The organism is Flaviflexus equikiangi, assembly GCF_014069875.1.
GTDB lineage: Bacteria > Actinomycetota > Actinomycetes > Actinomycetales > Actinomycetaceae > Flaviflexus > Flaviflexus equikiangi.
The window spans coordinates 676,373-696,484 of record NZ_CP059676.1 but is presented as its reverse complement, the minus strand read 5'-3'; the positions used below and the strand labels follow the sequence as shown (position 1 = coordinate 696,484).

20 protein-coding genes are annotated in these 20,112 nt (G+C 63.7%); 4 read left to right on the top strand and 16 right to left on the bottom strand.

Features of this window, described 5'->3' with window-relative positions; all coding sequences use genetic code 11:
• The first annotated feature begins 269 nt into the window (after positions 1–269).
• Positions 270–1,418: a class I SAM-dependent methyltransferase gene (locus tag H2O75_RS03345; protein WP_182173651.1), complete on the top strand. Its 1,149-nt coding sequence runs from the start codon at positions 270–272 to the stop codon at positions 1,416–1,418.
• Positions 1,419–1,669: 251 nt separating this feature from the next.
• Here H2O75_RS03345 and tsaD read toward each other — a convergent pair whose 3' ends face one another.
• From tsaD to glmS, 11 genes are all read right to left on the bottom strand, one after another.
• The gene (tsaD, locus tag H2O75_RS03340; protein ID WP_182173648.1) at positions 1,670–2,713 is read right to left on the bottom strand and encodes a tRNA (adenosine(37)-N6)-threonylcarbamoyltransferase complex transferase subunit TsaD; all 1,044 of its coding nucleotides are present in this window, start codon (positions 2,711–2,713) and stop codon (positions 1,670–1,672) included.
• Positions 2,714–2,781: 68 nt separating this feature from the next.
• Positions 2,782–3,516 (bottom strand): succinate dehydrogenase/fumarate reductase iron-sulfur subunit, encoded by a 735-nt coding sequence (locus H2O75_RS03335; protein WP_259365296.1) that lies wholly within the window; start codon positions 3,514–3,516, stop codon positions 2,782–2,784.
• Complete coding sequence (locus H2O75_RS03330) at positions 3,513–5,477, bottom strand: fumarate reductase/succinate dehydrogenase flavoprotein subunit (RefSeq protein ID WP_182173642.1); 1,965 nt, start codon at positions 5,475–5,477, stop codon at positions 3,513–3,515. The genes H2O75_RS03335 and H2O75_RS03330 overlap by 4 nt, the downstream gene beginning before the upstream one ends.
• A gap of 11 nt (positions 5,478–5,488) precedes the next feature.
• Positions 5,489–6,211 (bottom strand): succinate dehydrogenase cytochrome b subunit, encoded by a 723-nt coding sequence (locus tag H2O75_RS03325; RefSeq protein WP_182173639.1) that lies wholly within the window; start codon positions 6,209–6,211, stop codon positions 5,489–5,491.
• A gap of 185 nt (positions 6,212–6,396) precedes the next feature.
• Positions 6,397–6,831, bottom strand: a complete 435-nt coding sequence (locus tag H2O75_RS03320) for a GNAT family N-acetyltransferase (protein WP_182173636.1) — start codon at positions 6,829–6,831, stop codon at positions 6,397–6,399.
• On the bottom strand, positions 6,828–7,460 hold the full coding sequence (tsaB, locus tag H2O75_RS03315; protein ID WP_182173633.1) for a tRNA (adenosine(37)-N6)-threonylcarbamoyltransferase complex dimerization subunit type 1 TsaB: 633 nt from the start codon (positions 7,458–7,460) through the stop codon (positions 6,828–6,830). Before tsaB ends, H2O75_RS03320 begins: the two co-directional genes overlap by 4 nt.
• Positions 7,441–8,181, bottom strand: coding sequence for a hypothetical protein (locus H2O75_RS03310; RefSeq protein WP_182173631.1), 741 nt, complete (start codon positions 8,179–8,181; stop codon positions 7,441–7,443). The genes tsaB and H2O75_RS03310 overlap by 20 nt, the downstream gene beginning before the upstream one ends.
• A complete protein-coding gene (tsaE, locus tag H2O75_RS03305) occupies positions 8,178–8,666 on the bottom strand; it encodes a tRNA (adenosine(37)-N6)-threonylcarbamoyltransferase complex ATPase subunit type 1 TsaE (protein WP_182173628.1) in 489 nt (162 codons plus the stop codon). Before tsaE ends, H2O75_RS03310 begins: the two co-directional genes overlap by 4 nt.
• Positions 8,667–8,676: 10 nt before the next feature.
• On the bottom strand, positions 8,677–9,801 hold the full coding sequence (alr, locus tag H2O75_RS03300; protein WP_182173625.1) for an alanine racemase: 1,125 nt from the start codon (positions 9,799–9,801) through the stop codon (positions 8,677–8,679).
• Entirely contained in the window at positions 9,794–11,281 is a 1,488-nt protein-coding gene (locus tag H2O75_RS03295; RefSeq protein ID WP_182173623.1) for a bifunctional ADP-dependent NAD(P)H-hydrate dehydratase/NAD(P)H-hydrate epimerase, read from the bottom strand. Before H2O75_RS03295 ends, alr begins: the two co-directional genes overlap by 8 nt.
• 2 nt (positions 11,282–11,283) lie before the next feature.
• Positions 11,284–13,134 carry a glutamine--fructose-6-phosphate transaminase (isomerizing) gene (gene glmS / locus H2O75_RS03290; RefSeq protein WP_182173620.1) on the bottom strand — a complete coding sequence of 617 codons (1,851 nt, stop codon included), beginning with the start codon at positions 13,132–13,134 and terminating at the stop codon, positions 11,284–11,286.
• Between the two features lie 51 nt (positions 13,135–13,185).
• Between glmS and coaA the strand changes: the two genes are divergently transcribed.
• The gene (gene coaA / locus H2O75_RS03285) at positions 13,186–14,139 is read left to right on the top strand and encodes a type I pantothenate kinase (protein ID WP_182173617.1); all 954 of its coding nucleotides are present in this window, start codon (positions 13,186–13,188) and stop codon (positions 14,137–14,139) included.
• A gap of 11 nt (positions 14,140–14,150) precedes the next feature.
• Entirely contained in the window at positions 14,151–15,029 is an 879-nt protein-coding gene (locus tag H2O75_RS03280; protein WP_182173614.1) for an alpha/beta hydrolase fold domain-containing protein, read from the top strand.
• 29 nt (positions 15,030–15,058) lie between these two features.
• On the opposite strand, the gene H2O75_RS03275 is transcribed toward H2O75_RS03280, so the two are convergent.
• The 5 genes from H2O75_RS03275 to truA form a co-directional block, all read right to left on the bottom strand.
• A complete protein-coding gene (locus H2O75_RS03275; RefSeq protein WP_182173611.1) occupies positions 15,059–15,742 on the bottom strand; it encodes a DedA family protein in 684 nt (227 codons plus the stop codon).
• Positions 15,743–15,751: 9 nt separating this feature from the next.
• Positions 15,752–17,098: a phosphoglucosamine mutase gene (glmM, locus tag H2O75_RS03270; RefSeq protein ID WP_182173608.1), complete on the bottom strand. Its 1,347-nt coding sequence runs from the start codon at positions 17,096–17,098 to the stop codon at positions 15,752–15,754.
• 124 nt (positions 17,099–17,222) lie between these two features.
• Positions 17,223–17,711 carry a 30S ribosomal protein S9 gene (gene rpsI, locus H2O75_RS03265; RefSeq protein ID WP_182173605.1) on the bottom strand — a complete coding sequence of 163 codons (489 nt, stop codon included), beginning with the start codon at positions 17,709–17,711 and terminating at the stop codon, positions 17,223–17,225.
• 36 nt (positions 17,712–17,747) lie between these two features.
• The gene (rplM, locus tag H2O75_RS03260; protein WP_182173602.1) at positions 17,748–18,191 is read right to left on the bottom strand and encodes a 50S ribosomal protein L13; all 444 of its coding nucleotides are present in this window, start codon (positions 18,189–18,191) and stop codon (positions 17,748–17,750) included.
• Positions 18,192–18,343: 152 nt separating this feature from the next.
• Positions 18,344–19,240 (bottom strand): tRNA pseudouridine(38-40) synthase TruA, encoded by an 897-nt coding sequence (gene truA, locus H2O75_RS03255; protein WP_182173599.1) that lies wholly within the window; start codon positions 19,238–19,240, stop codon positions 18,344–18,346.
• A 58-nt stretch (positions 19,241–19,298) separates the two neighbouring features.
• Between truA and H2O75_RS03250 the strand changes: the two genes are divergently transcribed.
• Positions 19,299–20,069 carry an ROK family protein gene (locus H2O75_RS03250; protein ID WP_182173596.1) on the top strand — a complete coding sequence of 257 codons (771 nt, stop codon included), beginning with the start codon at positions 19,299–19,301 and terminating at the stop codon, positions 20,067–20,069.
• Positions 20,070–20,112: the final 43 nt, after the last annotated feature.

Genomic DNA, 20,112 nt, shown 5'->3' with positions numbered 1-20,112 from the left:
AACTCGAGTGCCAATTGTTCGCGGTGAGCGGGAGAAGGTTCCGCAAGCCCCCTCACAGGGTCACACCGAGCCTGTGCTGAGTGAATCGAGGCTCCGGCCCTGCCGGGAATGCCCCAGGCCCCTGCCCATCCCATCAGCGGCCTGGCGTGGACGAATCAGATCCGTATCCCGCTCTGAGCAAGGGCCGGATCTGAGCTTCGCAAGCCATGCGCGATTGCTCCGTCGCTGAGTCTCGTCCGCGGGGGTGTGCTGTCTGGCAGTATTGTCCCGTGCTCTCACCGACAGACCCCCGCATCCTCACCCTCCTCTCTTCGCTTCCCGACTATCGGGAGGACGAGGTCTTCTCGGTGAGCTCCAAGCTGCGGGATGACGGACACAGTCCCGAGATCATCTCGGCCGCTCTCACCCAGGCACGGCTTAGGCAGCAGGCCTGCAGGAAGTTCGCAGATCGGGCAGAGACCATGCTCTTCACGGCTGACGGCCTCGAGCAGGCCAGCAGACCCGATGCTGCTCGGCATCATGCCGCAGTCTTCCGCAGTGCTGGCATCAGTTCCCTGAGGGAGGTTGGGTGCGGGATCGGCGCGGACACTCTCGCGTTCGCTCAAGCAGGACTATCGGTGACTGCCCGTGAGCTCGAACCGGACCGTGTCGACATTGCGAGACACAACCTTGCCGAGTTCCCGCACGTACGGGTCGAGCTGGCAGATGGTCTGGCTGACATCACTGAGCCTGCCCTGTGGGCCGATCCTGCGCGGCGCGGGGCAAAGGGCCGGCTCGCTGACCCCGAGGAGTGGGGTCCTCCCCTCTCGACCATTCTCCACGCTGCGCGACAGGTCAGGGTCTCTGGCATCAAAGCCGCTCCCGGCATCGATCACTCCACCCTGCCTCCCGATGCGACGGTCGAATGGCTGTCGTCGGGAGGGGATCTTGTCGAGGCGATCATCTGGCTCGGCCTCGGCCCGTCCGGGCGCCGAGCGGTCCTCCTCGGGCATGGGACCTTGACGGTGCCAGGTGACCCGAGCGAGCCATCAGCCATGGTCGATCCCCGTGAGCTCGGGTCCTACATGTACGAGCCCGATCCTGCTGTCATCCGTGCCGGCGGGATCGCTCAGCTCTGCGCCGACCATGATCTCGCCCCCGTCGCCCCCGGCATCGCCTACCTGACCGGTGACACGCTCATTGAGTCCCCCTTCCTTCACCGGTTCGCCGTTGAGGCGGTTCTGCCGATGCAGGAGAAGAAGCTCGCCCGCGAGCTGAGAAGATTGGATATCGGAGCGCTCGAGATCAAGAAACGTGGAGTCGATGTCGCGCCAGAGGTGTTGAGGACGAAGCTCAAGCTCAGTGGCAGCCAGTCAGCAGTACTGATCCTCACACCCCTGCTCACTGGTCGCAGAGCGGTCCTCGCGCGCCGGGTCTGACATGCCCTATTCCAGTCATCCCCTCGACTGTCGTCAAGCAATGTGGTGGAGGAGATGCAGCCGCAGGGGGACCGCAAGCACCACTCGCCAAGTTGTCGTGCCCGGACCGCGGCTGCATGCCACCACGGTTTGAAGCTAGCCGCCTTGGTGCTTCGAGGTGACGGCGTGCTTCATGAGTCGGCTTTCGCTATCACACTGGTCGCGGACCTTCTCAATCGACGGTCTGATCCGTCACCGCGATACTCGACGACTCACGCCCTGATGACGTTCATCGGCATTCCCGTATCGACCGTGATGTCGAGGCTGGACGGGGAAACTCCGGCGCGGACGAGTGCGGAGCCGAGAGCCGCGATCATAGCGCCGTTGTCCGTGCAGTAGCGGATGGGAGGGATCCGGACCGTGACGCCAGCCTTGGCAGCTCGCTCGGTCACGAGTTCGCGCAGACGCGAGTTGGCAGAGAATCCTCCGCCGATCACCAGGGTGTCTGTGCCCTGCGTTCGGCAGGCGGCGATGGCCTTGGCGGATAGGACATCGGCAACGGACTCCGAGAAGCCGGCCGCGATGTCTTCGATGGGAAGCTCGATCCCTTCGGCCTCGAGGCCTTCGATATAGCGCGCCACGGCAGTCTTGAGCCCCGAGAACGAGAAATCGTACTGATGCTTCTCCTTGTGGCGCCCCCCGGCGAGACCCCGCGGGAATCGGATCGCCGTCTTGTCTCCCATCTTCGAGAGACGATCGATGTGTGGGCCGCCAGGGTAGGGCAGGCCGAGAATACGTCCGACCTTGTCGAAGGCCTCGCCGGCCGCGTCATCAAGGGTTGAGCCCAGTTCGCTCACATCCGTTGCTATGTTCCCGATACGGAGGAGGGACGAATGCCCGCCGGACACGACAAGACCGATCGAGTTCTCTGGGATCGCGCCGTTCACGAGCTCATCCACGGCAATGTGGCCGATGATGTGGTTGACGCCGTACAGGGGCTTGCCAAGTGCCAGCGCGAGAGCCTTCGCGGCAGAGACACCCACCGTCAGTGACCCCACGAGGCCGGGGCCCGCCGTCACGGCAATCGCATCGATCTCCGACAGATCGACGTCAGCCTTCTCGAGAGTCGCATCAAGGGTCGGCACGAATGATTCGAGATGAGCGCGGGAGGCGATCTCGGGAATGATGCCGCCGTAGCGAGCATGCTCGTCCATCGAGGATGCGACGACGTCCGCGAGAAGCTCGCGTCCGCGCACAAGCGCGATGCCAGTCTCGTCGCAGGAGGTTTCAATGCCAAGGATCAATGGTTCGCTCACAAGCGATCAGTCTAATACATGAAGAAAGCGGCGACCGAGGGTCGCCGCTCACTCCATACGCGTGGTGCCTACTTCGAGGCCCCCATGAGGACGTCGCGGTTGAGCATCGAGATGAACTCGATCGGGATGCCCTTCGGGCATGCCGCCTCGCATTCACCGATGTTCGTGCAGCCGCCGAATCCTTCAGCGTCATGCTGGCGGATCATGTTCAGTGCACGAGAGTCACGTTCCGGCTGTCCCTGCGGCAGCAGTCCGAGGTGGACGACCTTCGCGGACGTGAAGAGCATGCCGGAGCCGTTGGGGCAGGCTGCGACGCATGCACCGCAGCCGATGCAGGCCGCGGCCTCGAACGCGAGATCCGCATTCGCCTTCGGGACCGGCTGGGCGTGAGCATCCGGCGCCGCACCCGTGTTGACGGAGATGTATCCGCCTGCCTGGATGATGCGATCGAATGCGGAACGGTCGACGATGAGGTCCTTGAGGACGGGGAAACCGGTCGAACGCCAGGGTTCGATCGTGATCGTGTCGCCGTCCTTGAAGCTGCGCATGTGCAGCTGGCAGGTCGTCGTGCGTTCAGGGCCGTGCGGGTCGCCGTTGATGACGAGGCCGCACTGGCCGCAGATGCCTTCGCGGCAGTCCGAGTCGAACGCGACAGGCTCGACGCCTTCCGCGAACAGCTCTTCGTTGAGAACATCCAGCATCTCAAGGAAGGATGAATGCTCATCGACAGTGACCTGCCGGGTCTCAAAGTGACCGGGGTCGCTGGGTCCGTTTTGCCGCCAGTATTCGAGTGTAATTCTCACTTGTAGCTCCGCTGCTTCATCTCGACGAACTCGTAAACGAGATCTTCCTTGTGGAGGACGGGCGCCTGATCGTCGCCGCCCCATTCCCATGCACCGACGTAGGCGAACTCGTCGTCGTGACGGAGAGCCTCGCCTTCCTCGGTTCGTGATTCCGCCCGGAAGTGACCACCACAGGATTCCCTGCGGTGGAGGGCGTCGATGCACATGAGCTCACCCAGTTCGAGGAAGTCGGCAACACGGCCGGCCTTCTCGAGGGACTGGTTGAGGTCGGCGGCCGAGCCGGGAACCTTCACGTTCTTCCAGAACTCCTCACGGAGCGCCCGGATCTCGGCGATGGCCTCCTTCAGCCCTTCCTCAGTGCGTTCCATGCCGCACTTCTCCCACATGATGTTTCCCAGTTCCTTGTGGAAGGAGTCGACGGAGCGTTCACCGTTGATCGACATGAGCGTCTCGATGCGATCGGTGACTTCCTTCTGCGCTTGCGCAACCTCGGGGGCGCTGGAGACGTCCTCGAAGGGACCTGCGGCCAGGTAGTCGTTGATCGTGTTGGGGAGGACGAAGTAGCCATCCGCAAGGCCCTGCATGAGTGCAGACGCGCCGAGACGGTTCGCGCCGTGATCGGAGAAGTTCGCCTCACCCGTGACGAACAGGCCAGGGATCGTCGACTGAAGGTCGTAGTCGACCCACAGCCCTCCCATCGTGTAATGCACGGCAGGGTAGATGCGCATGGGAACCTCGTAGGGGTTCTCACCCGTGATCTGCTTGTACATGTCGAACAGGTTGCCGTACTTCTCCGCAACGGCGGCCTGTCCGAGACGGCCGATCGCTTCGCTGAAGTCCAGGTAGACGCCGCGACGTTCGCCATCGACCTTCGGGCCGACGCCGCGGCCCTCATCGCACATGTTCTTCGCCTGGCGCGACGCGATGTCGCGCGGGACGAGGTTGCCGAAGGCGGGATAGATCCGCTCCAGGTAGTAGTCACGATCCTCTTCTGGGATCTGACGCGGATCCTTGTCGCAGTCCTCTGCCTTCTTCGGAACCCAGATCCGGCCGTCGTTGCGCAGCGACTCCGACATGAGTGTCAGCTTCGACTGGTATTCGCCGGCCTGCGGGATACAGGTGGGGTGGATCTGCGTGTAGCAGGGGTTCGCGAAGTACGCGCCCTTGCGATGTGCACGCCAGATCGCCGTCGCGTTGCAGCCCATGGCGTTCGTCGACAGGAAGAACACGTTGCCGTAGCCGCCCGATGCGAGCACCACAGCATCAGCGAGATGTGTCTCAACCTTGCCGGTCACCATGTCGCGCGCAATGATCCCGCGAGCCTTGCCGTCGACAAGGACGAGCTCGACCATTTCGTGGCGGGCGTAGCTCGTCACCGTGCCTGCCGCGACCTGGCGTTCGAGGGCCTGGTAGGCGCCGATGAGGAGCTGCTGGCCCGTCTGGCCACGAGCGTAGAACGTTCGAGCCACCTGGACGCCGCCGAACGACCTGTTATCGAGAAGGCCGCCGTATTCGCGAGCGAACGGGACGCCCTGCGCAACACACTGGTCGATGATGGCGGCAGAGACCTCGGCGAGACGGTAGACGTTCGACTCGCGTGCACGGTAGTCGCCGCCCTTGACGGTGTCGTAGAAGAGGCGGAACGTCGAGTCGTTGTCGTTGCGGTAGTTCTTTGCCGCGTTGATGCCGCCCTGGGCAGCGATGGAGTGGGCTCGGCGTGCGGAATCCTGGTAGAAGAAGGCGCTCACCTTGTAGCCCATCTCCCCCAGCGATGCTGCGGCCGATGCTCCGGCCAGGCCGGTGCCGACGATGATGACGTGCATCTTCCGTCGGTTCGTGGGGTTGACGAGCTTCGCTTCGAACTTGCGCTTCTCCCACTTCTGCTCGAGTGGGCCTGCCGGTGCCTTGGTGTCCGCGATCGGTTCGCCCTCGCGGTAGAGGCCGTTGATGAGTTCTGTCATGGTGTGTCCAATCACGGGATGAGGCCGAACATGATGGCGGTCGGGGGTGCCATGAATCCAATGAAGACGACGGCTCCGATGGCGATCGCAATCGCATTGAATGCCACTTCACGGCGGCGGTTCGACAGGCCGATCGTCTGCAGTGCCGACCATGCGCCGTGCCGGATGTGCATGCTCAGCGCGAGGAGGGTGACGGCGTAGAACGCGTAGCTCCACCACACCTCAGGCTGGAAGCCCGCGATCATCCGATCGTAGGGCGTCATCTCCGAGTAGTTCTCGGCACCCACGGAGATGGTGAGCGTCGTGAACTGCAGCAAGTGGTAGACGATGAAGAGAAGAATGATGACGCCGCCCCATCGCATCGTCCGTGACGCGTAGGTCTGCTGATTCTTCTTCCCCCTCTTCACCTTGTACTGGTTGGGGCCGCGAGCGATCTTGCCGCGGTTCCACAGAATGAAAGCAGCGCGCGCGTGCGCGATCACTGCGACGACAAGCAGAATGCGGAGGATCCACAGGACCCCCTCATGCGGGACGATCGGGTAACCGACATCTCGCAGGAACTGCGCATATCCGTTGTAGGCGTCCGGCCCGTTGAACATTTTCAAGTTGCCGTACATGTGCATGAGAATAAACAGCACAAAGAAGAGCCCGCTGACCGCCATCTGGATCTTCAGACCCACGGATGTTGACAGTTTTCCGACCTTCTTTGGCGATGCCTGAGTTGAGGTTGCCATAAATCACATGTTAACCGTGGCTCACATCAAATAATGCGACATTGGGCCCGAATCGCCCTAACGAGATTGACCAACCCTGCCGCCACATACGTCACAGACCTTGGAAAATGCCGGATTCACCCGCCAAACAGCCGTTTTGACCGGGTTTGCGCCACCCGCAGGGCCCACCATCTGTGAGCAACGCTTTAGGGGATGAAGTCGTTGCCAAAATCACGCCTCATGACGATCGCGTCATCGTCTCGGTAGTAGTGCTGGCGCCTGCCCACCTCGTAGAAGCCGAGACCCTCGTAGAGTGCGCGTGCCCCATCATCGCGGGAACGGACCTCGAGGAAGCAGGCTTCCGCGCCCTCCGCGGCCTCGAGAAGCCCGAGGATGATCGTGCGGGCCAGGCCCTGCCGGCGCCTAGCCGGGCGCACCGAGATCGTCAAGAGTTCCGCCTCGACCCCCAAGCCGAGCATGCCGGCGGCATCGAGCCCACTGTCTCCGTCAACGCCGAGGGCAACGATGCGATCGTGGCCGAGCTGATCCTCGATCACGGACTGGGGCCACGCCTCGGCGCCGAACACGTCGCGGTCCAGCTGTGCGAAAACCCCCGCATCAACCCTCCCGAGGCGTCTCATTGCCCGTGGATATCCGGTCTGCGCAGGTAGCGCGGCTCCGTGCCGAGATCGAGGTCTTCACCCTCCGCTGCCCGAGCAAGCCGAGAGTGTGCGAGTCGGACCATGACGTGCGGATCGATGGGACAGTCCACTCCCCCGGGGAGGGCGTCCGCGTAGAGGGCAGCACCTGGCCCGATGAATCGGGCTCCGGGGTGCCGGTCCGCGAGCGCCTGGGGCGTGAGAACCTCTGGCCCCCATGTCACGTCGACGTCGTCCGCTCCACGGGCGGCAATACCTGCCGCATAGACTTCCTTGCGTCTCGCATCCCCCACTGCGCACACGGGCCCGTCTCCGGAATCGAGCGCCGCCCGGCCCAGGATCTCGAGTGAACCGATGCCGACGAGCGGCACGTTCCAGGCACGTGCCAGGACACGTGCGGTCACGAGGCCTGCACGCAGGCCGGTGAAGGCCGCGGGGCCGGTTCCTGCGACGATCAGGTCGGGGATACCGGCCTCTGCGACGAGCTCCTCGATAATCGGGGCAAGTGTTTCCGCGTGGTGTCGAGCGTCTGCACTGCGTCGGACGATGGATGTCTCGCCGATCAGGGAGATGACGGAAACGGTGGATGTGTCAATCGTCAGAGTGTACACGGTGGCCTCCTCGGCGATAGAAGCGTGCTTGCCTGATGTGGCGGTGAACCGGGTCGTGCACGGTCGGTGTGTCCGGCGTGCGTCTCAACCAGGTGAGAACGATGGTGAAGAGCAGGAAGAGAGCAAGAACTGCAACCGTGACGACGACGGGGCGAGTATCCCGGTGGGGTGTGGCCTCGACCGTGCCGACGCTGTCTGAGATCATGGAGCTCCGCAGCTCCATGAAGGATTCCAGGCTTGTTGAACCCGCAAGCTGGTCGAGTGCCTCTTCGCTGGCGGGAAAGACCTCATCCCCCCGGACGATGTAGTGCCCGCCCATTTCCGGGTCGTGGAGAAGAATGTCTGAGTCGCCGAGCTTCGTCAGCTGTTCCGCGAGGAAGGCATCCGCGATGACGAGGGCGTCCGTGTCACCGGTCTCGTCGGCCGGATGGCCGATGACTCCCACGGCCGTGTCGCCAGAGTAGACGGGTGCGATATAACTGGCAGGCTCTTGATCGCCGAGACGACTATCTGGGGCTGTGGCTTCAATGACGGGAGATGGGTCTCCGATTGTCAACGCGGCACGGTCCTCTTCGCTCAGGTCCGGGAAGACCGTCGACGCATACGACTGCAGGGTTGCTTCCCCTTCGTCGGTGAACCAGTCCTCCGGCGCGTTCGCCGCTGCTGGGCCCGCGCCGAGCAGCGACCCGAGGAACAGCAGGAGGATGAGGATGTGTCTCACGAGGAGAGCGCCTCGATGATAGCGGAGGAGCGTGGGCCGGTGGCACGCAGAATGATCGTCCGCGGCAGATCCTCCATGAGGTCATCGGGATTATCCCCCACCTGGGATCCGATGGGGCGTTCGATGTCGATCTCGAGCCTGTCTGCCGAGAGGGAATCCGCCTTCCCCCTCCCCCATTCGACAACGGTCACCGAATCCTCGAGTGACGTGTCGAGGTCGAGAGCATCCACATCGTCAAGACTGTCGAGCCGATAGGCGTCGACGTGGACAAGATCGGGATTTCCTCGGTGGACGTGGGAGATGACGAACGTCGGTGACGTCACTCTGCCGCTGACGCCGAGACCGTCGGCCAAGCCCTGGACGAAGGTGGTCTTGCCTGCACCGAGCGGGCCTGCGAGCATGATGAGATCGCCAGCCCGAACGTGGCCGGCTAGACGCCTGCCGATGTCTCGAGTGTCATCGGCGCTGGCCGCATGAAGCTTCATGGTTCCCTCCTCAGAGTCCAACTGTACCGCGATAGTGCCGAGGCACATGTCTACCAAGTCTCGTCGTGATCTCATAACCGATCGTGCCCGCTGCGTCCGCCCACTCATCGACCGTGGGGCCCTCACTTCCGAAGAAGACGACCTCGTCGCCGATGGTGGCGCCCTTCGGGAGGGCTATCACCACCTGGTCCATGCAGACGCGGCCCATGATTCGTGAGCGGTGTCCGTTGACCATGACGGGCCCCCGCGATGATGCTGCTCGAGGGATGCCGTCCGCGTAGCCGAGGGGGACAGTGCCGAGAGCAAGAGCGTCTGCCGCTGTCTCGGTATGGCCGTAGGAGATGCCGGTACCGGCGGGAACCTCCCGGACTGCGATGATCCGGGACGATAATGTCATGGCTGGCTGCAAGCCGAGATCCTGCGCGGTCGCGACGGCGGGCTCGGGGCTGATCCCGTACAGTCCGATGCCTGGCCTGACCATGTCGAGATGGGTGCGGGGATGCCAGAGGGTTCCCGCCGTATTCGCGAGATGGCGAAGCCGCGGATGCACTCCGACATCGCGCAGAGCTCGCGTTGCGGTCTCGAAACGATCGAGCTGGCGCTCCGTCTCGCCCGAGTCCGGCTCGTCCGCTCTCGCGAGATGAGACCACAGGCCGATGACATCGACGATCCCGTCTCGCTCCGCTTTCGCGATGCGGTGGGCGACCTCGAGGAGCATCTCGGGGGCGAATCCTCCTCTCGACATCCCGGTATCGACCTCGATGTGGAGGCGGGCGGGGCTGGCGCAGTGTTGGGCCGCAGTGAGGAGCCTGTCGAGCGCCCATGGGGCTCCCACCGAGATATCGAGCCCGGACTGCACTGCCTCCTCGAGATTCGCGGAAGGATCGAATATCCAGGTCAGGATCGGCACGCCGGGAATGTGTTGACGAAGCTCACGTGCTTCCTCGAGCTGTGCCACCCCAAGATAGTCGACCCCGGCCGCGACGAAGGCTCTACTCGCAGGGACGAGGCCGTGCCCGTATCCGTTCGCCTTGACAACGGCGCAGATCTTCGCCTGTGTCATTCCCCGGAAGGTCGCGGCGTTGTGCCGCAGCGCATCCGTATCGACCGTGATCCGCCCGACGAAACTATCCATGCAGCGCCTGCGCAATCGCCGCAGGGAGGCGCTCCGCTATCTGCCCGGCCCGGATCGGACCATCGGAATGAGCGGCCTCCGCATGGAGCCACGACGCTGCTGCTGCCAGGAGTGCGGGCTGGCCGTAGCCGCGCCCAGCCCTCGCGAGGTCTTCTCCAGCGCCTGCCAGCAGAGCTCCGAGGAGCCCGGCATAGACATCACCCGCCCCCGCGGTGGCCCGCCAGTGCGACCTGGCCGGTTGAGCGTAGACAGGACCATCGGGGCCAGCGATCACGTCTGTTCCACCCTTGAGGACGATGGTTGCGCCCGTCACGGTGGCGGCCAATCGGACGGCACGGATGGGGGCGGCTTCAATATCGGACCGAGTCAGCCCCTCCCCTCGTGCAGACAGGAGCTCCGCGAGCTCTCCCGCGTGCGGAGTGAGAACGGCTGTCGACGGCAGATCCTCATAGCCGTCTTTGAGAAGCGAGAGCGCTCCAGCATCGACCACCACGGGATAGTTCTCCGCCAAGGCGCGGTCGAGTGGGCCGCGCAGACGGTCCACGTCCGTTGCCGGGACCCCGGAGCCGATCACCGTTGCCTGGGCTCGTCCCATGCCCGTCACCACTTCGGGATAGGTGCGCAGGACGAGACTCGCCACGTCCGGTGAATCGAGACGGACCATGCCGGCTCCCCCACCAAGGGCTCCACCCGCCGTGAGGACAGCCGCCCCCGGATACTCAGCCGATCCGGTTCCGAGAAGGACGACCCCCCGCGTGTATTTGTGGTCGGTGGCGTCCGGGACGCGCAGGACGTCCGCCACGTCGCTCCCGCCGAGAGCGGCAACGGCGGGGAGGCCGGGAACGCTCAAGCCGATGTCGACGACCTCGACCCTGCCGCAAAACCTCGAGGCGGGCGGTGCGAGGAGCCCTGGCTTCGCTACCGCCAGTGCCACTGTCACGGTGGCCCGCAGGACTGGGCCCGATGCTCCGCCGTCATCGACCCCGATCCCGGTGGGGCAATCCACTGCGACAACAATGGGCTCGTCGGGTGACGTGGCGCGCTCGGTCTCGAGCATGGCGACGACCGAGGCGAGGGGATCTCTCAGAGGCGGACGAAGGCCGATACCGGCCAGACCATCGATCCACGCTCCTGCCGCTCGAGCGGCGGTCGCCAGCTCGTTGTCAGCGACCGTCCGGCACCCAGCATCGATGGCCGCCGCGTAACCGCCTTCGTGGACGTTTCCCGCCGGGCATGCCACGTCGACGATGGCGCCTCGTCTGGCGAGATAGGCTCCCGCGTACAGGGCGTCGCCGCCGTTGTTCCCGCCCCCTGCGAGGACGAGGATGCGTGAGCCTGCCACGTGGTGTCCGCGCGCCTTGAGCTCCCGCGCCACCGCAGTCGAGACCGCGAAAGACGCCCTCTCCATGAGCGGCACTCCTGCCTCGATGAGGGGACGTTCCGCCGCCGCAACCTCAGACGATCGATACGCTCTCAACATGATTACTCCACGGTGACTGACTTGGCGAGGTTGCGGGGCTGATCGACATCGAGGCCCTTCTCGGCCGCAAGAGCGCAGGCAAAGATCTGCAGGGGGATGACGGACACGAGAGGATGGAGGAGCGTCGGTGTCTCCGGGATCCGGATGACGTCAGCCGCGAACTCATTGACGGCCGTATCGCCTTCTTCTGCGATGCAGAGGACACGCGCCCCGCGGGCGTTGACCTCACGGACGTTCGACATGACTTTCGCGTGGAGGAGGGGCCTGCGGGGAGTCGGGACGATGAAGAAGACGGGCTGCCCTTCTTCGACGAGCGCGATGGGGCCGTGCTTGAGCTCTCCGGCGGCAAAGCCCTCGGCATGGATGTAGGCCAGCTCCTTGAGCTTGAGAGCACCCTCGAGTGCGACCGGGAAGCCGACGTGACGACCGAGGAAGAGAACGGACGTGACGTCCTTCATCCGGTGGGCAAGGTCCTTGATGTCGTCTTCGCGCGCGATCACCTCGGCGATCTTGTCCGGCATCTTCATCAGTTCGTCGAGATACGTGACGACCTCGTCGGAATACTTATTGCCGCGCAGCTGTGCGAGGTAGAGCCCGAGCAGATAGGTGGCCGTGATCTGTGCGACGAAGGCCTTCGTCGAGGCGACGGCGACCTCCGGACCGGCATGCGTATAGAGCACCGCGTCGGATTCCCGGGCGATGGTCGAACCGTGGGTGTTGACGATCGCGAGAACCTTCGCGCCCTGTTCCCGTGCATGCCGGACTGCCATGAGCGTATCCATGGTCTCCCCGGACTGGGTGATGGCGACGACGAGTGTCTTCTCGGAGACGACAGGGTCGCGGTAGCGGAACTCGTGCGCGAGCTCCACCTCGACGGGGATCCTGCACCAATGCTCGATCGCGTACTTGGCGACGTGGCCGGCATAGGCGGCCGTACCGCACGCGACGACAACGATCTTGTCGACCCTGCGCAGGATCGACTCGTCGATGCGGAGCTCGTCCAGCTGGAGGGACCCGGTGGGGCTCATGCGTCCCAGCAGAGTGTCACGCACCGCAGCTGGCTGGTCATGGATTTCCTTCTCCATGAACGTGGCGAAACCGCCCTTCACGGCGGCGTCCGCGTCCCAGTCGACGGTGAATGGCTCACGTTCGACCGTGTCCCCTTCGAAGGTCTGGATGTGGACCGAGTCCGGGGTGATGGTGACGATCTCGTCCTGTCCCATCTCGATCGCAGTCCGGGTCTGGCTGACAAAAGCCGCCACGTCTGAGCCGACAAAGTTCTCGCCCTCCCCGATACCGACGACGAGCGGGGAGTTGCGACGGGCCGCGACCACGGTCCCCGGGGTGTTGGCGGCGATGGCGACGAGCGTGAACGAGCCGTCGAGCTTGGCGACCGTGTCCCTCATCGCCGCCGTGAGGTCATCCCGCTCTGCAAGCGCCAGGGCGAGATGATGGGAGACGATCTCCGAGTCTGTCTCGGTCACGGGGACGATTCCCAGATCCCGCAGTTCTTTCGTCAGTTCGGCAAAGTTCTCGATGATGCCGTTGTGGACGAGGGTGACCTTGCCGTCGAACGACATGTGCGGGTGGGCGTTCTCGTCTGTCGGGCTTCCGTGGGTGGCCCATCGGGTGTGGCCGATCGCCGTCGACGATGCTGGCAGCGGATTCGTGCGTAGTTCAGCGAGGAGACCCTCCAGCTTGCCGGCCTTCTTAGCCTGGGCGAGCGTGTCGCTGACAACGGCCACCCCGGCCGAGTCATAGCCTCGATATTCGAGACGCGACAGGCTCTCGAGGACGACATCAACCGCCCTGGTCGAAATTTCACCGCCCGCATATCCAATAATTCCGCACATTTTTGAGCTCCTCGTTCATGATTTTGCGTTGGGGATGTCAGACTATAAGACATGACCCTTCACCCGGCTACGACACCGCTGGATCCGTTTCTTCATCTTACCCGCGAACACTGGGATTCCCTGGCACAAAGCACACCGCTTCCCCTCCAGACTGAGGAAGTTGCACGTCTTTCCTCTCTCGGTGACCCGATTGATTTGGAAGAGGTCGATACTGTGTACCGGCCGCTCTCAGCCCTCATCCAGCTTCATGTCGAGGCCGCGCTCCGCCGACACGAGAATGTCACGGATTTCATGAAGACGACAGAACCGCACACGCCGTTCGTCATCGCCATCGCCGGGTCCGTCGCCGTCGGCAAGTCCTCCACGGCACGCCTGCTGCAGGTCCTGCTGGAGCGATGGCCGTCAACCCCCAGGGTCGAGCTCGTGACCACGGATGGTTTCCTGCTCCCCAATGCCGTCCTCGAAGAGCGCGGCATCATGCACCGGAAAGGCTTCCCCGACTCCTACGATCGCAAGGCCTTCATCCGTTTCATGCGTTCCATCAAGGCCGGTTTCAGCCCCAACGACCTGCCCGTCTACGATCACGTCGTCTACGACATCGTGCCGGGTGAGAAACAGGTCGTGCGCGAATGCGACATTCTGATCGTCGAGGGCCTCAATGTCCTCCAACCTCCCCGTCTGGGCGGCGGAGGGCAACTCTCCGCGGTGTCGGACTACTTCGACATGTCGATCTATGTCGATGCCGACGCGGACAACATTCGCGAATGGTACATCCGACGTTTCATCAAGCTTCAGTCGACCGCATTCAATGACCCGAACTCCTATTTCGCGCGGTATGCGGACCTCACGGAGGACCAGGCTCGAGACATTGCCGGCACCATTTGGGCGAGCGTGAACGCCCCGAATCTCGTTGACAATATCGAGCCGACCAAGTCACGTGCCACGGTCATCCTGCACAAGGGTGGCGATCATCGCATGGAGTCGGTCCACGTGCGCAAGAGTTAGGAAAGGACGAGATGACTATCGCACGCCGGCCTGATCGATGGATTCTTGCCTGGCTCGCCCAAACCGCTACCCGGATGACGGGAGGGATCGCCGACCCCACCGGTCCCACGCTCACGTCGCAGGTCACCATCCCCACGAGGTATGGCCAGATGTCGGCTCTGATCTATGACTCGCCGGAGCGGGATCGCGGCCGTACCAGGCCCCTCCATATCCAGATCCACGGCGGCGGTCTCATCGGCCGCGGCATCCGCGAAGATGAGCACGTGTGCCGCTTCCATGCCGCCGAGACGGGGTGCACCGTCCTCTCCCTGCACTACCATGCAGCCCCGCAGGTCACCTTTCCCGTCGCGGAGCACGAATGCTTCGACGCGCTCCGGTGGGCTCTCGACTCCGCGGACGTCCACGGGTGGGACGGTCGGATCACCGTGGGTGGCGGCAGCACGGGTGCCAAACTCGCGGTCAATGTCGCCCAGCAGGCCTACGACCAGGGCATACCTCTTGCGGGGGTCGTTCTCAGCTCTCCCCTTCTCGACCTGACGCACAACGATCGGGAGACCGACCGCGAGAAGCCCCGGTGGGGTCCGAGACTCCTCGAGTTCATCGCCGACGCCTATGTCCCTGATACGCTGACGCGCTTCCAACCGCTCGCAAGCCCATCGTTCGATCTGGCGCTCGTGAAGAAACTCCCGCCGGCCCTGATCCAGGTCGGTTCGGAGGACTGGCTGGCTGGTGACGGCGAGGACTTGGCGGCGCGCCTGGTGCGGGCCCACAAGCCTCACACTCTCACGCACTATCCTGCAGGTCATCACCTGACGGTCCGCGGGGAGGCTGACGTGAGGGCGGAGGCCTTGACCGAGCAAAGCCGCTTCATCACCGGCCTCTACCGATAGCTCAGACCGCTGCCCCTTGCGGGATGCTTCTACGCCTCCGGTGTGTCGTGCGCGTGGGTGCGGGCCCATTCCTCGGCGGCTCGCTCCGCAGCCGCATATCGTTCCGGGAAGAAGGTGCGCTGCACTGCAGTGACGACGCGGGACACGAGGGCACCGATGAGGACGCCTCCGATGATGCCGATGATCATCGCGAGGAGCGGATGACCATCGAGGATGTGGGCTACACTGACACCGATCGCGATCGAGTAGGCGGACCAGAGCATCGCCGATAGCGCATCGACCACGGTGAAGGTGAGACGGGGATATCCGATAGCTCCCGCCCCCATGTTCACCGCGATCCGGCCGATCGGGACGAACCGTGCCGCCATGATGAAGACGGGGCCGTGGGTGAGGAGGAGTATCCCTCCCCGCGCATAAGCTCGCGCACCCCGACCCCGGTTGAGGAACGGTACTCGTTCGATGGGGATGCGCTGCCCGATCGAGTATGCGATCTGATCCCCGACGAAGGCGCCCGCCGCGGCCACGGCCCACAGGACTGCGAGGTGCGGGCCGTCTGACGACACGGTGAGAGCCGCCAGCGCGATGACGATCGACTCGGAGGGCAGGGGCGGGAAGAAGCCGTCGACGAGACAGAGGACGAACGTCGCGACCAGTGCCCACGGAGAAGCCCCCGCGGCGATGACCCAGTCCTGGATCGCGTTGAAAAGATCCAATCGGCCTCGTTAGAGCGAAAGCTGACGCTTGACCACGTCCGCGAGAGACGCTGCGACCCTGTCCGCCTCATCCTGGGTTGCCGCCTCGACCATGACGCGCACGAGCGGTTCCGTGCCGGAGGGGCGGAGCAGGACGCGTCCCGTCTCACCAAGCTCCGCCTCCGCTTCGCGGACAGCATCTGACAGGACAGGATCTGTGTGGGCGCGTGCCTTGTCGACGCCGCCAACATTGACAAGGGTCTGCGGCAGGCGGTGGATGAAGCTTGCAAGCTCGCGCAGGTTGCGCCCCGATTTGGCAACCTGCTCCGCGAGAAGAAGCGCCGTCAGCACCCCATCTCCCGTCGTCGCATACTGGGACGCGATGACATGGCCGGACTGCTCTCCGCCCAGGGTATATCCGCCAGCCAGCATCGCCTCGAGGACGTAACGGTCACCGACAGCAGTCTCAAGGGTCTTGATGCCGCGCTCACGCATGGCGATAAGGAGCCCGAGATTCGACATGACGGTCACGACGAGTGTGTTGTCGACAAGCGTTCCAGCGTCCTGCATGCCAGCGGCGAGCACACCGAGGATCTGGTCCCCATCGACCAGTTCTCCCGTATGGTCCACTGCTAGGCACCGGTCCGCGTCACCGTCGAAAGCGACACCGAAGTCAGCCTCGGACGCCACGGTGAGCGCAATGAGCTGCTCGGGATGGGTCGAACCGCAGGCGTCGTTGATATTCTTTCCGTCAGGCGCAGCATTGATGACGACAACGTCCGCTCCGGCTCGGCGCAGAGCCTCGGGGCCGAGTTCGCTTGCGGCACCGTTGGCGCAGTCCACCGCGATCCTCAGGCCCGACAGATCGACCGAGATCGCAGTCGACAGGTGATCGAGATATTCACGGGTCGCAACCTCGTAGTCGTCGGTGATCCTCCCGACGTGTTCGCCGACAGGACGCTCCCAGTCATCACCAAGGCTGGCCTCGACCTCTGCCTCCGTCGCGTCAGCCAGCTTGTAGCCGGTGTGGGCAAAGAACTTGATGCCGTTATCCGGCATCGCATTGTGGGACGCGGAGATCATGACGCCAAGGTCATAGCCGCGCTCCTGCGTGAGATAAGCGATGGCAGGTGTGGACACGACATCCACGTGGGTCGTGTCGACCCCGGCGGAGGCGAGACCCGCGGCGACTGCCTGCGCCAGCATCGCACCGGACTGTCTCGTGTCGCGACCGACGATCGCTGTCGGGCGGCCGGTGATCTCACGATTGTTCAAGAGGACCCGTGCGGTCGTCGATCCAAGATTGAGGGCCAAATCGGCCGTGACATCACGATTGGCAAGTCCACGTACACCATCGGTACCAAATAAACGGCCCACATTCATCCCTTCACCGGACATAATTTCTGTCCCTAATCTACCCTAGTAGACCATCTTGGTGTGTTTCGGGGAGAAACAACTCACCCCCGCATACCATGCGGGGGTGAGGAGGATCTGAGTAGACTCAGCGCTTCGAGAACTGCGAAGCCTTGCGAGCCTTCTTGAGACCAGCCTTCTTCCGTTCGACTGCGCGAGCATCGCGCGTCAGGAAGCCGGCCTTCTTCAGTGCCGGACGGTTGTGGTCGCGGTCGATGTTGTTCAGCGCACGGGAGATGCCGTGGCGCAGGGCGCCGGCCTGGCCGGAAACGCCGCCACCATCGATGCGAGCGATCACGTCGAAGCGGCCCTCGATATCGAGGAGCGCGAACGGCGAACGCACCAGCTGCTGGTGGATCTTGTTCGGGAAGTAGTCTTCCAGCTCACGGCCGTTGATCTTCCACACGCCCGTGCCGGGCACGAGGCGAACGCGGGCGATTGCCTGCTTGCGGCGGCCGAGGGCCTGTCCTGGTGCGGTGAGGGACTGGCCCTGACCTGTCTCGGGAGCATCGCTGCTCACTGTGTACGAGCTTGGGATTTCCTCAAGCTCAACGTCTGCTGCGGTCGTGTCTGCCACAGTTCTCCTTAAAAGTTCCTGGTCCGTGCGGGACTGCTACTGAGTCACCTGGGTGAGCTCAAGAACCGTGGGGTTCTGGGCCTGATGCGGGTGCTCTGCACCTGCATAGACCTTGAGCTTTTTGATCTGCTGGGCGGCGAGACGGTTGTGCGGGAGCATTCCCTTGACAGCCTTCTCCACGGCGCGCTCGGGGAACTTCGTCAGAAGCTCCTCGTACGAAACGGCGCGCATACCACCCGGGTAACCCGAGTGATGGTAAGCGAACTTCTGCTGACGCTTGTTGCCTGTGAGGCGAACCTTCTCAGCATTAATGATGATGACATGGTCACCAAGGTCGGCGTTGGGAGCAAAGTTCGGCTTATGCTTCCCACGGAGCAGGATGGCAACCTGAGATGCCAGTCGGCCGAGCACAACGTCGGTGGCGTCAATGACAAACCACTTGGATTCAACGTCGCCGGGCTTAGGTGTATACGTACGCACGGGCTATGCCTTCGTCTCTGTCTGGGGAAAACTGTTTGCATGGCTTACGTTCAGTCTTCACCCATGTGAATGAATAAATCTTGTCGTTGTTTTCGGCGTAACGCGAGTGGGGCGCAGATACGCATAACACAACTTTTACAACTGTAATCGCCCTAACGGACTGGGTCAATGCGAGTGGAGCTGTCTGTGAGTGGGTTCTCACGAACTCGCCGGGCGCGACGTGCCTGGGCGCCCACTTGATCGGCAGGCGGATAGTCCACCCGTTCGAGAGTCAGACCATGGGCGGGAGCGAGGATCACGCCCTTGTCCCTCCGCTGCTCTGCGAGGCGCTCGGCTGGCCACTCGATTGCGCGACGTCCGCGACCCACCTCGATAAGGGTGCCGACAATGGAACGGACCATCGAATGGCAGAACGCATCAGCCTCGAGGTCGACGACGAGGAGCCCAGCGTCCGGGCCGATCCCCGGCCTGTGCACCTCGAGCTTGCGCAGCGTTCTGATCGTCGTGGCACCCTCGCGCGGCTTGCAATAGGACAGGAAATCGTTCTCGCCCAACAGACTCGCCCCACCCCCCTGCATCAGCCCCTCATCCAGGGGATCCGTCCGCAGTGCGCGGTGGCGCGTGAACACGTCAGGGATCTCCCGATCGTCGATCCTGTAGCGGTACGCCCGCCCGATGGCAGAGAACCTGGCATCGAACTCAGGGCTCACCTCGCGGGCGCTGGCGACAACGATGTCTGATACGCCGCGGACTGCGTGGCCGTGGGAGAGCACCCCCGTCACCCTGCTGACGAGAGCCTCCCCGGGTGTGCGGCTCGAACGACCGGGGAGCGCCTCCCACACGAGGTCATCCATATCGACATGCGCTGTCTGGGCCGCCGCATGGACACCGGCATCGGTCCGCCCCGCCACTGTCAGCTTCACGTCCCGGCGGAGTATCGTCTCCAGAGCGGACGTGAGCGTGCCTTCAACGGTGCGCAGGCCCGGTTGGGCCGCCCACCCGTGGAATGACGTGCCCTCGTAAGAGAGATCGAGTCGGATGCGCTTCATGGCTCAAGTTTGGCACACCCGCACGAACCGAGACGATTGGGGTGCTAGCGTCAATCCCATGGAAAAGATTTCTCACCCGGGCCCTCGTACGCTCGGAGTCGACTGCGGAGGCGGAGGTATCAAAGCAACCGTGCTTGACGCGGATTCCAATCAGCTTGCACCCGCCCTCAGGGAGCCGGTGCCCTACCCCCTCCCCCCACAGAAGCTCATCTCCCTCGTCGAGGACATGTCGGCGCAGCTGCCTCCCGCGGATCGGATCACGCTCGGGATGCCGGGAATGATCCGGCACGGAGTCGTCGTCCACACACCGCACTACGTCTGTCGGTCGGGGCCGAGAACGAAACCCGTTCCGGAGCTGGCCGACCAGTGGCGCAACTTCCCGATGGCGCAGTCTCTCGAGCAGTCCTTCGGGGTTCCGGCTCTTGTCCTGAACGATGCTGAGGTCGCCGCTGCCGGGATCGTCAGCGGGCAGGGGCTCGAGTTCTTCATGACGCTCGGCACTGGACTGGGGACGGCTCTTATCGACAACGGAGTACTCTCGCCGCACCTCGAGATATCCCACGCTCCCATGCGGTGGGGGCTCACATTCGATGACGTCCTCGGGGAGCACGAGCGACGCAGGCTCGGGGATTCGGCGTGGTCGCGGCGCGTCCTGCGCGCCATCGAACTCCTCTTCCCCGTGATCCGTTGGGACACTCTCTACATCGGCGGCGGCAATTCCTCCCGGATCTCCCCCTCCGTCCAGGCACGGCTCGAAGGTGTCACGTTCGTACCGAACACGGCTGGCATGTCCTCCGGGGTGGACGCGTGGTCGCTCCAAGGCCGATAGTCCACCGCTGCTGACCATGCCGGGCGGTGGAACACCTGTGAAC